Genomic DNA, 13,079 nt, shown 5'->3' on the forward strand with positions numbered 1-13,079 from the left:
GGAGCGCAGCGAACCGTCGGGCACGCCGAGGAACTCGTAATCATCAGAGCAAAGCGCGGAGAACCACGCGACTTCACACTTGCGGTCAACCGTGCGGATTGGTAGAGGGGGCATGGTGCTGTGAGTTAAAGCTGGCGGGTGCGAATGTTGCGATAGCGGACGGTGCCGGTGAATTTGCCACCGTGAATCTGCAGCCCGATGTGCCCGGTTGCAGGGTGCACGCTGGCGGGCTCGGTGTGCTGCATGATCTGTACGCCGTTCACCCACGTGGTAATGGTGGGCGGATCGCCGGTGATGCGGGCGCGGACTTCGTTCCATTCACCGACGCGCCAGAAGCTTTTCCATGAATCCGGCAGCACGGGGCAGGGATGTTCCGGGTTTTCATTCAAAGTGATGACATCGGGCGTATCACCGAAGGTGTAATTGCGCACACCACGGCGCTTCCAGATGCCTTCACCGAGAATGCCGCCGATGGTGCCGCCAGAGTGGTAGTCGATGAGGCATTGGTAAGCCTTGCCATCTTCTGTGCAGCGCAGGAAGAGGCCGCTGTCGGGCCCGAAGTCGTTGTTGGTTTCGACGGACACCTCGAAGTCGCCATAGACGGCCTCGGTAATGAACAGGCCGCCGTTGCCGGGCGTGTCTTGATCACCGTAGATGGCGCCGTTTTCGACACGCCAGTTGCCTGCGGTGGTGTTCTTGCTGGCCCTGCTGTGAGGACTTTTCGCCGTGGGTTTCCAGCCTTTGAGCGTGCTGCCGTCAAACAGCGGCTGCCATCCGCCGGTGTCATCCGCCGCGCGCAACGACGGCAGCCGCCCGAGGGTGGCAAGAGTGAGAAACTGAACGGCTTGGCGGCGGGTGAGAGGTTGTGTTTTCATTGCGGGTCGAAGCTCAGCGCGCGGGCCAGGAGTGCGCCAGATGCACAGCGGACTTCATCTGCTGCTCGAACAGCTCGCCGGTGAGTCCTCCCAGCACGACCTCTCCGGTCGCGTCATACGCAGTCGGCGAGAGATAGAGAAACTGCGGCACGATGAGGCAGCGGTGATCCACCATGAGCGAGTTCGCCAACGGCATCGGGGCGAGGTAGGAACGGTCGCCGCCTGCATTGGCCACCAGAGTCACGACCTTGTCCTTCCAGCCCTCGTTGGTGACTTCGATGAAGTTCTTGGCCGCCGCGTTGGGCTGGTAGTTATAGACCGGAAAACACAGCACGATGAGCTGTGCGGCCTTCACCCGTTCGGTCATCGCCTTCACTGCTGCATCCTGGTAGCATGCCGCACCATCACACTGCGGCAACGCCTCGACGGAGAGGTCGGCAAGGTCCGCTGCCATGCCGGACGAAGTCAGACGGCGCTGTACGGTTCGTGCGGCGGCGAGGGTCTTGCTGGCAGGCTTGAGGGCTGTTGAGACGATGAGCGCGTTCACGAGTGGTCGGATCTTGTGGTTAGTTATTCCAATATTGCAATATGTGATTGAACAACGAACTCAGACAAGCTATTTCTTGGAAAAAGTTTTTCTTCGCACGCCATGAACTCTTCCAAACCTGAACGCGTCGTTGTCATCGGCGGCGGCTTTTCCGGCGTGCTTGCCGCGGTGAATTTGGCCCGGATTGGCAGGCCGCCTCCGCAGATCACTGTGATCAATGCGCAACGTCCCACCGGTCGTGGCGCGGCCTATAGCACGAGGCGCATGGAGCACCTGCTGAACGTGGCGGCGCGGAACATGTCCGTGTTTCCTGACCTGCCGGATCACTTCGTCAACTGGCTGCGCACGCGTGCGGAGTTTGACCTGGTGCCGGAGGCCGAACTGCGGGAGCGCTTCATTCCGCGCATGATCTACGGCGACTACCTGCGCTCGCTCATGTTGCATTGGCTGCCTGAGGCGGAGTTCATCAACGGCGACGCATGCGACATTGAGCCCGGTGGTGTCGTGCTGCTGGCAGACGGGCGGCGCATTGAGGCAGGGCGCATCGTTTTGGCCACAGGGAACGAAGCCCCGGCGGATTTGCCCGGTACAGAGGAATTGCACGCTCACCCCGCATGGGTGGGGGATCCCTGGCTCGCATGGCATGACCGGCTGCCGCCAGACACTGGCTCCATCTTGCTGCTGGGCACCGGTTTGACCACGGTCGACGCGATCATCACGTTGCGCGCGCTCGGCTGGCTTGGGCGCATTCACGCCGTCTCGCGTCATGGTTGGTTGCCGCACGCTCACTTTCGCGGCATCGACTATCCGGATTTCCCACCGCCGGGAGTGGATCTCGCGGAACTGGGGCTGGAAAGTCTCGTTGCACTGATGGAGCAGCATTGCGAGCGGCTGCGGGAACTGGGGGCGAATCCGGCGATCATCGTGGACAAGATGCGCCCGCACACGCAGCGAATCTGGCGGAACTTCACCGTGCAGGAGCGTCTGGAATTTGCCCGGCGGCATGCAGCGCGCTGGAACATCCTGCGCCACCGTATCGCGCCGGATATCCATGCGCAGCTCGCCAGCGCTCAGCTCATGGGCCAGCTTCAGGTGCATGCGGCAAACATCAATCGTGTGGAGGCAGCCGGTTCCCAGGTGCGCGTGCTGTTGGACGGCGGCGCTCAGCTCACGGCGGATCTCGTCATCAACGCCACCGGCCCGCAGACACGTTTTAGCTCCACGCGTTCCGTCCTGCTGCAAAACCTCATCAGGCGTGGCCTCATCATGCCGGACGACATGGACATGGGCGTGCGTGTGGATTCCGACCACACCGTCATCACACCGGACGGCGCGCGCTCGGATGTGCTGCTCGCGCTCGGTCCGCTGCTTCGTGGCAGCCTGTGGGAGACTATCGCCGTGCCGGAACTGCGCGGTCAGGCCATGCGCGTGGCGCAGACGTTGCTGGATCAGACACCCGAGGCCGCCACTGAACCCGCTGCCGTGATGATGGAGTACATGATTTGAATCGGCGAGACAGTCGAGTCTTGCCACTCGGGCCTGACTTTGGCACCGTTCGCGTTTCCAGTCCCCGCCATGCGCAATCCCGAAGACCAACGTCAGATCATCGCTCTGATAATAGCGCATGTTCGCAGCCTCCGCGCCACCTCGCGGCGTTCGCTTGCCGACGCACTGCGCATTTCTCCGACGACCGCCGGGCAGTATGTGGACCAGCTCATCGATTCCGGACATCTCGTCGAATCTGGTTTGGAAAAAGGCCCGATGGGTCGGCCGAAACGCGTGCTCGGTACACTGCCGGATGCCGGTTGGTTTGCCGGCATCGAATTCAATGCGGAGCGCGTGCAGGCAGTGCGCGTGGACTTCTCCGGTTCCCGGTGTCAGACACTCACCCGCAGTGTCACTGAAGACTCCGATGCAGATTCCGTCATGGCGGACATCACCGCTTTGATCAAAGATCTCGGGCGTTCCGCCGCCGGGCCGCTGCTGGCCATCGGCGTGGGCGCACCCGGCGTTGTGGATCCCGCAGCTGGGGTGGCCTCTCATTACTCCTTTTTGCCTGACTGGCGCAATGTGCCTGTTCGGAGCCTGCTTGAAAAAGCTTTTCGAGTTCCGGTCATTCTGGAAAACAACCTTCGTGTCATCGCTCTCGCCGAGCGTTGGTTCGGTGGCGGGCGCGAGCTGGACGATTATGTCATCCTCGGGCCGCGCAGTGGTTTCGGCATTGCCGTCATGAAAAACGGCCGCCTCATCGATGGCAAACATCACGCGTCAGGAGAGATCGGACGATGGGTCTGGCCGCTCACTGGCCAAGGGGGCGAAATGCATGATGCGCTGTCCTCGCCTGCCGTCTGGCGTCGGCTGGCCGGTGTCACCTCACGTGCGCGTCTGCCTGCCGATCTCCATGCCGCATTGGAAGGTCTCGCTCAAACTGAAGGAGGCGCATGGGACATCGTTGTTAACGATTATGCACGCGTCCTCGGTCTTCTACATCTGTTACTCGACTCCTCAGCCTACTTTCTGCACGGTCCACTGACTGCCCTTGGCACGCGTTTCTGCACGGCGATCACTGATCAAGCGATGCTGCTCATGCCCGCTCTCAGTGACATGCCTCTGACAATAATGCCCTCTTCACTGGGTGACGACGCCGGGGCACTGGGTGCCGCCAGTCATGCGATGGAGGGATGGAGGCCGGTGTGATTGAATTGCGGGCCTGTGTCATTATCCAAACCGTGCGCAGTAGATGGGGGGAAGGTCGGAGCTGAGGCGTTGCCAGGAATCACCGCCATTGTCGCTGATCCAAACGGAGCCGGTGGTGCTGCCAAAGGCGAGAGTTTGACCATCTCCCGTCACGTCCAGGCAGTGGCGATAAACGAGATGATAGGCATGCTGCTGCGGCAGGCCGGTGCGGAGCTGCTCCCAAGTGGCGCCGCCATCACGCGTGCGCATGACACAGAGCGCGCCATCACACGCGACGCGCGTCTCGTCCTTGATGCCCGGCACGAACCAGGCGGTCTGCGGATCGTGCGGATGCACGGCGACGGCGAAGCCGAACGCGGAGGGGGCGGCGTTGGTGATCTCGCGCCAGTTTTTGCCACCATCGGCGCTGTGGAAGATGCCATTGTGATGCTGCATCCAGATCGTGTCCGGATTCGACGGAGCCCATGCGATGCGATGAGGATCCTGAATGCCGGGATCACCTGCCTGATCCGGCGGCATGAACTCCGCGCGGAGTCCCTGCCCGATGTTCTGCCAGCTCTCTCCACCGTCGCGGCTCTCCCACAAGCCAGCGCAGCTTACCGCGAGCAACAAACGGCGGCGATCGCGCGGATCGACGAGGATGCTGTGGATTCCCGGCCAATCCGCACCGCCACCGAACCACTTCGCACGGTCCGGATGATTCCAAAGACTTTCCACCAGGCGCCACGATGTCCCGTGGTCCGTAGAATGAAACAAACCCCCGGGAATCGTGCCGCACCAGAGTTCGCCATCACTTGCACCCGCTTCCAGCGCCCAGATCTTTTTAAGCGTCCACGGAGTGGGCTCCAGGCTCATCGGATTCACCACTTCGACATAGTCATCGGGTTTCGGCGGGTAAGTAGGGCATGCGCGCTCCTCCCATGTTGCGCCACCATCGCGTGACGCGTGGAACTTGGTGCCGAAGTGGCCGTGATCGACCGCTGCGTAGAGCGTGCCATCGCGTGCATCTGGCAGCAGCATGGGCACCTGAACGCCGAGAAAAGACATGCGGCTGATTTCCCAGCCATTGGAGCCGCGAACAGCTTCGAGGAGTCCCTTACGGGTGCCGAGGTAGAGTTTGGTGCTCATAAGATTGGGTGTGTTAACCGCCCGAAAGGGCCTGCATGACAAACAGCTCCGAATCGGGCCTCACGGCATCCGATTGTGTGCGACGATCCCGTATCGCAGTGCCATCGACAAACACGACGACGTGCTGCCGGATGGCGTTTTGATCATCGAGCACGTATCCACGCAGTGCCGGATACTGGGCAAAGACAGCCTGCAGGCAATCGCGCACAGTCTCCCCCAAGACACTGCACTTCGGCGCGGTCGTCTGGTGCGCGAGATTGGCGGTGAACTCGATGCTGGGCATGGGAGCCGGAATCAGGATAGAAGAGCTTTCCACTTGGCCCGCTCTGCCCAGAGAAGGAACAGTGGTAACACGATGATGCCGATCAACATCGGTTGGAAGATGCCATCACCCGCGACGAACTGGTGGAAGGCGAGAATGTTCACGATGATCGGACCGAGGACGAGCAGGCCGAGATTTCGCGTCTTCGGAATCATGACGAGCAGGCCTCCGAGCAGTTCGAAGATCTTCACAAACTTCATGAAGCCGGTCGGACCCGTCGCGGCCATGAAGTGGGCAATCGGCGTGTCCTTCGGCAGTTCGGGCATGGGTGCGAGATTGAACAGGACGGTGATCGCGGACATGACGAAGAGCAGTCCGAGGAGGATGGAGGCAATGAGGGGCGCGTATTTCATGGGTGCGATGGGTTTGAAGTGAGATGAGCGGCGAGGCGGTCGAAATTTTCTTGATTGGCGGGCACGCAGACGGGCTTCAGCTGCTCGCTAAGGGCGGTGGTTGCAAATGCCATGCGCCAAGTGAGGCGGGTGCCGCCATTTTCATCCACAAAGGTCATCGTCATGCGAAAGTGCGGTGCCACATGATCATAAACGATGCGTTCCAAAGGAACGATGTCCGCGAAGGTTATGTGATTCGGATAGTTGGCGCCGTTCGGACCGTGAAACACGAACTTCCACTCGCCACCCGGGTTGAATTCGAAAGTTTCGAAGGTGCTGGTGAAACCGTTCGGGCCAAACCAAAGCGTGAGCTGCTGCGGATCGCTGAAGGCTTCGAAGACTCGCTCGCGAGAAAACGGAAAGACACGCGAGCTGAGAATTTCGTTGGCGGCGGGAGGAGCGGACATGGTCAGGAAGACTGGAGGTTCACTTGCTCATGAGCTCGACGAGCTGGTCGAAGGCCTTGCCCCAGCCTTCTTGAAAGCCCATCGCAGCATGCTTCTCGCAGTTCTCCTTCGTCCAATGAAGGACGCGGGCGGTGTAGCGGGTTTTGCCGTTTGGCAGTGTCTCGAAGGTGACGATGCCGGTGAAGAAGGGATTCGGATTCGGCTCCCAATTCGCGAAGTAGGCGTCGGTGAAGACGATTTTTTCGTTCGGAACGATTTCGAGATACACGCCTTGATTGGGGAATCGTTCGCCATCGGGGCCGCACATCGTCATGCGGTTGAATCCACCGGCGCGCACATCGAGTTCGACATCGGCGACCGTCCACGGCTTCGGACAAAACCATTGCGGATACAATTCGGCGGTGGTCCAGCCGGCGTAGAGTTTTTCGCGTGGCACGTCGGTTTCACGGACGAGCACGAGTTCGCGTTCGGACAGAGGAGATTCGACAGGGGCAGGAGGAGGCATGTGAAAAGAAGATTTTAGAGGATGGAACGGAGGATCAAGACTCAGAGGATGGTGAGCAGTCTCCGGACATTTGTTCCCAGCGTTTCTGCAATTCATCCGGGGACAGTTTTTCGATCTCCTGCTGGAAGGACCATTCATGGCCGAATGGATCGCGCACGGTGGCGGTCCGGTGACCATAGAATTGATCGGCCGGTGGTCGTGTGCCGATGGCTCCGGCATCCAGCGCACGTTGATAGGCGGCGTCTGCATCTGAAACCATCACGGCGAAGCAGGTGGTCGCGCCGCCGAGAGTCTTGGGACTCGTGTTCATGCCCGGAAACTCGTCGGCAAGCATGATGAGCTGCCCTCGAATGGTCAGCTCCGCATGGCCCACCTTGCCGGTCTTTGGATCGGCGAGTCGGCAACGTTCTTGAGCGTCGAACGCGGTTTTGTAGAACTCGATCGCCTTCGCCGCATCGTGGACGGCGAGGTAGGGGGTCACGGGTGGGTATTCGTCAAAGGTGCTCATGGCAGTGTGAGTTTGGTTGAGATGAAGGAGCTGTATCAAGATCACGGTGTTGCCTTCACGAGATCGCCCAAGCTGGCGAGGCCTTCGTTGAACTGGTCACCACACATCTTCTCGCAGTCCATGAAGAGGCCCATGACCTTGCCGATGAAGGGTTTCTTGCTTTCCATGGTCCAGGTGACCTGCGTGGCTTCGCCCTGGGGCTCGAATGTGAATTTCACGTCGGCGCTGCCAGCAAAGGGGCGTACGAATTCGAGCTTCATGCCGATCATCTCGTTCGGTTTGCTCTCGACGAGGCGAGTGGTGCCTTCGCCGACTTCGTTGTTGCCGTTCCAGTGATACACGGCGCCGACGCCCTCCGGCGGGCCTTCGAGGGTTTTCTTCATGTTGGGATCAAGCTTCGACCATGGGGACCATGAATCCCACAAGCGGAAGTCGTTCACGACCCTGAAGACATCTGCGGGTGTCGCGAGGACCGTGGCGGAGCGGCTGACTTTGAGATCGTCGGACTGGAAGGAAGCGACGACGAAGATGATGGCGATGACAGCTACGAGGCCGAGGAGCAGTTTCTTGATCATGGTGCGCGTTGGGTTGGGTTGTGAGAGATTCAATTCTTGCAGGTGCCGCCACTGAACATCTTGTTCATGTTTTCGACGATCTGTTCGCTTGTGTATTGATGCTGGTTCGTGGCGATGGACCACTGGTGGCCGAAGGGGTCGATCAACACGCCGTAGCGGTCGCCCCAGAACATGTCGGCGGGGGACATCTTTGCAGTGCCTCCGGCTGCGATGGCCTGTGCATAGAGTTCATCCACGTTGTCCACCTGCAGATGGATGGTGACGGGCGTACCTTTCAATGACGTGGGCGAAAGCGACCCCCACTGTGGGTTTTCATCGACGAGGAAGACCGGCGAGTCGCCGATCTGAATGCAGGCGTGCATGATGCTCCTGCCATCAGGGCCGGGAAGACGGAAGCGCTCCTGCGCATTGAAGGCGCGCTGGTAGAAGTCGATCGCGGCGGTGGCATTGCTGCACACGAGGTGCGGCGTGACGGTTTTGGTGGGGCGGGTGTTGTCGTTGGAGGTGGGCATGGTGGTGCGTTGGGTGAAAAGGTGTCAGGATTGTTGAAACAGCCCGTCCACAAAGCTGCGGGCGAGCTTGAGATTGGCGCGGATCATCGCCTGCGATTCGCAGGCCTTGCCGACGAGCATGGAGCCCTGCCAGAGGCTGTTGAGGAACCATGCGACCTGCTTGGGATCGAAATTGGTCGCGGGTTTGTGCTTCTTCTTCGCGGCGGCGAGCATGCGCGCGACGTTGTCGGTCCAGGTTTGCAATTCCTTCGAGCAGGCGGCCTGCATGACAGGATTCGTTGCCGCGAGTTCCTGCGACATCATGCCGACCATGCACACGCAGTTCTCGTCCTTGCGCATGGTGAAGCCGGTCATGATGTCGAGCATCTGATGAAGCTGGTCGAGCGGGTCGGCGTCCTTGTTATGCCATGCCACGGCATACAAGGCCGTGCCCATCTGCCCCCACCATTCGACAGCCGCTTTGCCGATGGCCTCCTTGCTCTCGAAGTGATGAAAGAAGCTGCCCTTCGTCATGCCAGCCTCGGCGCAGATTTGATCGACCGAAGTGCCGGAGAACCCCTGCTTCAGCATGAGACGTACTGTGGCGTCGATAAGCCGCTGCCGTGTTGCGGCCGGATCGCGTTCTCGCTTTTTGCTGGCTGCTTTCTTTGGCATACAAACCGGGCGGTATGTAACAAAAAGCGGGGAAACGTCAAGAAACAAGATCGGAATCGAACAGGGGGATCAGTTCACCTTGGACTCGATCTTCATCACGCCTGTCATCGGATGATGGCTCACGGTGTCCCATGAGATCTGTTGCAGCAGCGTGTTGAGCTTTGCCTTGTCGTCATCGCTCACATCTTTGAGTGCTTCGAATTGAAACGGCACGGGCAAACCCAAGGGACTGCGGCGGTAGATCACGGCGAAGTGGCAGTAGCTGGAGAGAAACTGCAACGGCGTCTGTGCGTGGCCCCAGTTGTCACGGAACAGCTCGCTCTGTTGCTTGATGCCTGGAACCTCGCCTTTCACGATCTTCTCGCGCAGCGTCACTGCCGCCATGCCGACGGGCACGATGAGCACGGCGTCCTTGCCGAGGCGTTCGTTGATGCCTTTGACGTAGTCCTCGATGTCCTTCGCGTAGCGTATTGTCGCGTCGCGGAGTTTGGCGATGTCGGTGGCGTTGTGATCGACCTTCTTCCTCGTTTGCAGCGGATAAACCGGCTCATATTCATCATTGGGCATCCAGTATTCCTGCACGGTGATGCGCAGCGCGGGATTATGCTCGATGCCGAGCTTCACGAACTTCTCGATCGCGTCATCAGGCAGCCAGATCGGCGAAAGCGTGAGAACATCGGCACCACCGGCCTTCAGCACCTGCTTCGCCGCACTTTTCTCCTCAGGCACGTCCCAATGTTTCTGCACGGTTGAGCCGCCAATGGTCGAAAGCCCGACCAATTGATGCTTCAAGTCAGCCGAGAGGGCGATTTGCTCGACCTGCTTGTACGTGAACACATGAAAGCTATGCCCACAGGTGGCGACACGCAGTCCGGTGGTGATCGGCGGCTGCAGTTCCTCCGCGTGAGCGGTGATTGCGGCAAAGGAAACGGCTGCGAGGAGGAGGAATGCTCTCATGGTGGGAGAACGTGATGTTCCAAAAGGTCATTCACTCTGCCTTCCAGATGCGCACGTCGTCGAAGAGCACGCCGGGGCCGTTTACGGTGAAGTGGAAGCTGCTTTTCGTCTCGTGGGCGATGCCGGGTGATTGGAGGTGGCCGACGGGCTTGCCGTCCATGCTTACGCGCATCTGGTCGCCGCTGATCTCGATGGCCACGTCGTGCCAGGTCTTGGGATCGATGGTGATGCTTGTTGCCGTGCCTCGACCGTCGAGAAGCTTGTCGGCCTGGGCCTTTTTCGTGGGATCCTTGCGCATCTCGAAGATGTCGTTGCGCATGACGCCTTCCTTGTCGTCGCCGAGGCGGATCTGCTTCGGGGCAAAGGCGACGCGGCAGATGTGGCCGGCATGTGATCCTTTGAACTTTTGGTCGTCGAACACTGCGTTGAAACCCGTGGAGCCGTCGAGCTTGAATTTGAATTCGACGACAATGTCTTTCATCGGCCGATACACTCGCCCGACCGCGCCGTGATCATCACGGGCCTGCAGTCCCTTGAGCACGCCATTCTGAACGGAGAAGGCGGGGATCAGCGCTGCCCACTCTCCGAGTTCGGTGCGCTCGAAGTCATCGGAGAACAACAGTTCGCCCTTTTTGGCGATGGGCTTGGCTGGAACGTCGGCGGCGAGAAGGGAACCGGCGAAGGCGCAGAGGAGGGGGACGAGAAGTTTCATGGGTTGGAAGTCAAAAAAACGCGGGCGCAGGACCAATCTCGCGTGATTATCTTCGGCTCGCATGTGAGTCCTTCTTCAGGTCGATGGCTCTCGTAGTTTTCATCCATTCCTCTTCAAAACAGTCTTCCGTTATGCGCATCCTCGTTATTCTGCTTCTGGCTTTCACTATTACAGCCCGTGCTGCCAGCACGCAGGCCACAGAGACGGACTTGGAGGCATTGGCCGAGAAACACATCATCGAATCGCCCGACTACTGGCGGTCGAATGCCACGGAAACCGGGAAGTGCGATGGAGAAAAAGTCGCGGAGCTGCTGATGAAGGTCGCGGGCTTGTTCAAGCCGGTGGCGTCGCTCGATGAGGCGTTGGAGGTGCTTGTGAGACAACGGGTGCTCAGTTCTCCGGACTATTGGAAGAAGAGCGCGGTGCCCGGTGGCGTGTGCGTGGGGAAAAATGTCGCCATCGTGCTCAGTCGCGGTGCGGCGCTGCTGCCGGTCGATCCGCCGAAGTCGGCGAATGCGAAGCCGCTGGAGGCGACGACTTTTGAAAAGCTGCGTGATCGTTACGATGTTGTGATCGCAGGTGCGGGCACAGGCGGTGTGGGCGCTGCGGTGCAGGCGGCGCGGATGGGCGTCTCGGTGCTCTTGCTGGAGGAGACCGACTGGATCGGTGGTCAGGCGATGGCCGCCGCAGTGACCTCGATGGACGAGGGCGGTACGCTCGTGCGTGAGCGTGGCCTCTATCGAGAGTTGTGCGGGCTCATCAGCGCGCACTACCGGCCGCTGGGCATCAATTATCTCACAGCCTACTGGCACGGCCATGTGGGTGTGGAGCCACGCGTGGGCCGGCGCCTGCTGCAGGTAATGCTTGGCGATGCGCGGGGTGGTGGCGTGCTTGATCTCGCACTGCTCACTCGCGTTTCGAAGGTCTCGAAGGAAAAGAACACTGTCATCGGCGTGGACATCAGCAGCGGCGGCCGGACGCGTCATGTCGCAAGTCGTGTGCTCATCGACGCCACCGAGTGGGGCGATGTCATTCCACTGACCGGCGCTCGTTATCGCGTGGGCAATTGTTTGAGTGACGCCATCGATCCCAAACGCCACGTGCAATCGAACACCTGGACCGCTGTCGTGAAACAGTATCCCCAGGGTGTTCCGGACGAGCTGCTTCTCAAAGCGAAGCCACCCGGCTACACCGACAAGGTGGACGCGGCATTTGCCAAGACGCTCGTCGCAGGTGAGAAGGTCGATACCAAGACGAAGCCCTGGAACTGGGCCACCTTCATCGGTTACCGAGGCATGCCGGACAGTTCCCATCCGGCTGACAACTCGGTGATCACGCGCACGCATTTGAACTACAACAACGACTATCCATCCACGGTCGCGGAGTTGGAAGATCCTGCGGCACGGCTCGCCACGAACCGCGCCATGCAGCTCAAGACATTGCACTTGCTCTACTACATCCAGCACACGCTCGGGAAGAGCGACTGGTCTGTGGCGGATGACGAGGGCTTCGACTCATCATATCGCTGTGCAGAGGTGGACGCGTGGATCGCGGAGCGCCCGGATCTTGCGCCGTTTCGTGCGGTGTTGATTCGCTTCTCTATCATGCCTTACGTTCGCGAAAGCCGCCGCATTGTCGGTTTGCACACGCTGCGTCCGTCCGAGATCGAGCGCGTTGTCGGCAAACCTGTGCAGTTCAAGCGCACCGTGGCTCTTGGGGACTATCCCATCGATCTGCATGGCTCGATGAGCCTGCCGTGGCTTGAGCCTAATCTCGATCGCGAGATCGACATTCCGAACAAATTCGGCGGTCACGGCGCGGGTCCCTTCGCGATTCCATTCGAGTGCTTCATTCCGGAGAAGGTCGATGGCTTTCTGCCTGCCGAGAAGAACCTCAGCCAGAGCCGTATGGCCAACGGTGCGACGCGGTTGCAGCCTCACACGCTGAACATGGGACAGGCTGTCGGAGTCATCGCCGCTCTTGCGGTGAAGGAAGACATTCAGCCGCGCGCCGTGGATCCTGTTAAAGTTCAGCGCATTCTTCTCGAAGCGGGCGACACGCTCAGCATTGCTCCTGTCGCTGCCAGACACGGCACCAAAGCCTGGTGCGAACTGCAAATGCAGGTGCTGCAGAAAGGTGCTGAGGCGAATTGAGCCGGATCAGAACTTGAGGAGTTCGCCGACAGGGAGCGGCTTGTTCTGGCGGATGGATTCTTCGGCGACGAGGCACAGGCCTGCGCTCCACAGTCCGTCGAGACCGGTGGCGATGGGCTTTTTGCCGGTGCGGAC

The 13,079-nt window shown here is 60.0% G+C and carries 16 protein-coding genes; 3 read left to right on the forward strand and 13 right to left on the reverse strand.

What is annotated here, in order from left to right; genetic code table 11:
- Positions 1–125: 125 nt before the first annotated feature.
- Together KDL09_RS14670 and KDL09_RS14675 are read right to left on the reverse strand one after the other, a co-directional pair.
- Positions 126–875: a DUF1080 domain-containing protein gene (locus KDL09_RS14670; protein WP_294386492.1), complete on the reverse strand. Its 750-nt coding sequence runs from the start codon at positions 873–875 to the stop codon at positions 126–128.
- 13 nt (positions 876–888) lie between these two features.
- Positions 889–1,422 carry an NAD(P)H-dependent oxidoreductase gene (locus KDL09_RS14675; RefSeq protein WP_294386495.1) on the reverse strand — a complete coding sequence of 178 codons (534 nt, stop codon included), beginning with the start codon at positions 1,420–1,422 and terminating at the stop codon, positions 889–891.
- Positions 1,423–1,524: 102 nt separating this feature from the next.
- Here KDL09_RS14675 and KDL09_RS14680 point away from each other — a divergent pair, with 102 nt between their 5' ends.
- Positions 1,525–2,928: an FAD/NAD(P)-binding protein gene (locus KDL09_RS14680; RefSeq protein WP_294386499.1), complete on the forward strand. Its 1,404-nt coding sequence runs from the start codon at positions 1,525–1,527 to the stop codon at positions 2,926–2,928.
- Positions 2,929–2,997: 69 nt separating this feature from the next.
- Complete coding sequence (locus tag KDL09_RS14685; protein ID WP_294386501.1) at positions 2,998–4,119, forward strand: ROK family protein; 1,122 nt, start codon at positions 2,998–3,000, stop codon at positions 4,117–4,119.
- Between the two features lie 21 nt (positions 4,120–4,140).
- Here KDL09_RS14685 and KDL09_RS14690 read toward each other — a convergent pair whose 3' ends face one another.
- From KDL09_RS14690 to KDL09_RS14740, 11 genes are all read right to left on the reverse strand, one after another.
- Positions 4,141–5,247 carry a sialidase family protein gene (locus tag KDL09_RS14690; RefSeq protein WP_294386503.1) on the reverse strand — a complete coding sequence of 369 codons (1,107 nt, stop codon included), beginning with the start codon at positions 5,245–5,247 and terminating at the stop codon, positions 4,141–4,143.
- Between the two features lie 13 nt (positions 5,248–5,260).
- The gene (locus tag KDL09_RS14695; RefSeq protein WP_294386505.1) at positions 5,261–5,530 is read right to left on the reverse strand and encodes a MoaD/ThiS family protein; all 270 of its coding nucleotides are present in this window, start codon (positions 5,528–5,530) and stop codon (positions 5,261–5,263) included.
- 11 nt (positions 5,531–5,541) lie between these two features.
- Entirely contained in the window at positions 5,542–5,922 is a 381-nt protein-coding gene (locus KDL09_RS14700) for a hypothetical protein (RefSeq protein ID WP_294386507.1), read from the reverse strand.
- The gene (locus KDL09_RS14705; protein WP_294386509.1) at positions 5,919–6,368 is read right to left on the reverse strand and encodes an SRPBCC family protein; all 450 of its coding nucleotides are present in this window, start codon (positions 6,366–6,368) and stop codon (positions 5,919–5,921) included. Before KDL09_RS14705 ends, KDL09_RS14700 begins: the two co-directional genes overlap by 4 nt.
- A gap of 19 nt (positions 6,369–6,387) precedes the next feature.
- Entirely contained in the window at positions 6,388–6,873 is a 486-nt protein-coding gene (locus KDL09_RS14710; RefSeq protein WP_294386511.1) for an SRPBCC family protein, read from the reverse strand.
- Between the two features lie 34 nt (positions 6,874–6,907).
- On the reverse strand, positions 6,908–7,381 hold the full coding sequence (locus tag KDL09_RS14715; RefSeq protein WP_294386512.1) for a VOC family protein: 474 nt from the start codon (positions 7,379–7,381) through the stop codon (positions 6,908–6,910).
- A 41-nt stretch (positions 7,382–7,422) separates the two neighbouring features.
- Entirely contained in the window at positions 7,423–7,956 is a 534-nt protein-coding gene (locus tag KDL09_RS14720; protein WP_294386515.1) for an SRPBCC family protein, read from the reverse strand.
- 29 nt (positions 7,957–7,985) lie between these two features.
- Positions 7,986–8,468, reverse strand: a complete 483-nt coding sequence (locus KDL09_RS14725) for a VOC family protein (RefSeq protein WP_294386517.1) — start codon at positions 8,466–8,468, stop codon at positions 7,986–7,988.
- A 24-nt stretch (positions 8,469–8,492) separates the two neighbouring features.
- Positions 8,493–9,122: a TetR/AcrR family transcriptional regulator gene (locus KDL09_RS14730; RefSeq protein ID WP_294386519.1), complete on the reverse strand. Its 630-nt coding sequence runs from the start codon at positions 9,120–9,122 to the stop codon at positions 8,493–8,495.
- A gap of 69 nt (positions 9,123–9,191) precedes the next feature.
- Positions 9,192–10,079, reverse strand: a complete 888-nt coding sequence (locus KDL09_RS14735) for a hypothetical protein (RefSeq protein ID WP_294386522.1) — start codon at positions 10,077–10,079, stop codon at positions 9,192–9,194.
- A 31-nt stretch (positions 10,080–10,110) separates the two neighbouring features.
- Positions 10,111–10,791 (reverse strand): hypothetical protein, encoded by a 681-nt coding sequence (locus tag KDL09_RS14740; RefSeq protein ID WP_294386523.1) that lies wholly within the window; start codon positions 10,789–10,791, stop codon positions 10,111–10,113.
- Positions 10,792–10,922: 131 nt separating this feature from the next.
- On the opposite strand from KDL09_RS14740, the gene KDL09_RS14745 reads away from it, so the two are divergent.
- The gene (locus KDL09_RS14745) at positions 10,923–12,944 is read left to right on the forward strand and encodes an FAD-dependent oxidoreductase (protein ID WP_294386526.1); all 2,022 of its coding nucleotides are present in this window, start codon (positions 10,923–10,925) and stop codon (positions 12,942–12,944) included.
- The last annotated feature ends 135 nt before the right edge of the window (positions 12,945–13,079 follow it).

Origin of the sequence: Prosthecobacter sp., from assembly GCF_020439865.1 — a bacterium.
Classification (GTDB): Bacteria; Verrucomicrobiota; Verrucomicrobiia; order Verrucomicrobiales; family Verrucomicrobiaceae; genus Prosthecobacter.

Bases quoted from the DNA above. Each gene is read 5' to 3' on its own strand.
- KDL09_RS14740 (WP_294386523.1), bottom strand. From the start codon at position 10,791: ATGAAACTTCTCGTCCCCCTCCTCTGCGCCTTCGCCGGTTCCCTTCTC.
- KDL09_RS14710 (WP_294386511.1), bottom strand. From the start codon at position 6,873: ATGCCTCCTCCTGCCCCTGTCGAATCTCCTCTGTCCGAACGCGAACTC.
- KDL09_RS14705 (WP_294386509.1), bottom strand. From the start codon at position 6,368: ATGTCCGCTCCTCCCGCCGCCAACGAAATTCTCAGCTCGCGTGTCTTT.
- KDL09_RS14715 (WP_294386512.1), bottom strand. From the start codon at position 7,381: ATGAGCACCTTTGACGAATACCCACCCGTGACCCCCTACCTCGCCGTC.
- KDL09_RS14725 (WP_294386517.1), bottom strand. From the start codon at position 8,468: ATGCCCACCTCCAACGACAACACCCGCCCCACCAAAACCGTCACGCCG.
- KDL09_RS14720 (WP_294386515.1), bottom strand. From the start codon at position 7,956: ATGATCAAGAAACTGCTCCTCGGCCTCGTAGCTGTCATCGCCATCATC.
- KDL09_RS14700 (WP_294386507.1), bottom strand. From the start codon at position 5,922: ATGAAATACGCGCCCCTCATTGCCTCCATCCTCCTCGGACTGCTCTTC.
- KDL09_RS14690 (WP_294386503.1), bottom strand. From the start codon at position 5,247: ATGAGCACCAAACTCTACCTCGGCACCCGTAAGGGACTCCTCGAAGCT.
- KDL09_RS14685 (WP_294386501.1), top strand. From the start codon at position 2,998: ATGCGCAATCCCGAAGACCAACGTCAGATCATCGCTCTGATAATAGCG.
- KDL09_RS14730 (WP_294386519.1), bottom strand. From the start codon at position 9,122: ATGCCAAAGAAAGCAGCCAGCAAAAAGCGAGAACGCGATCCGGCCGCA.
- KDL09_RS14695 (WP_294386505.1), bottom strand. From the start codon at position 5,530: ATGCCCAGCATCGAGTTCACCGCCAATCTCGCGCACCAGACGACCGCG.
- KDL09_RS14735 (WP_294386522.1), bottom strand. From the start codon at position 10,079: ATGAGAGCATTCCTCCTCCTCGCAGCCGTTTCCTTTGCCGCAATCACC.
- KDL09_RS14680 (WP_294386499.1), top strand. From the start codon at position 1,525: ATGAACTCTTCCAAACCTGAACGCGTCGTTGTCATCGGCGGCGGCTTT.
- KDL09_RS14745 (WP_294386526.1), top strand. From the start codon at position 10,923: ATGCGCATCCTCGTTATTCTGCTTCTGGCTTTCACTATTACAGCCCGT.
- KDL09_RS14670 (WP_294386492.1), bottom strand. From the start codon at position 875: ATGAAAACACAACCTCTCACCCGCCGCCAAGCCGTTCAGTTTCTCACT.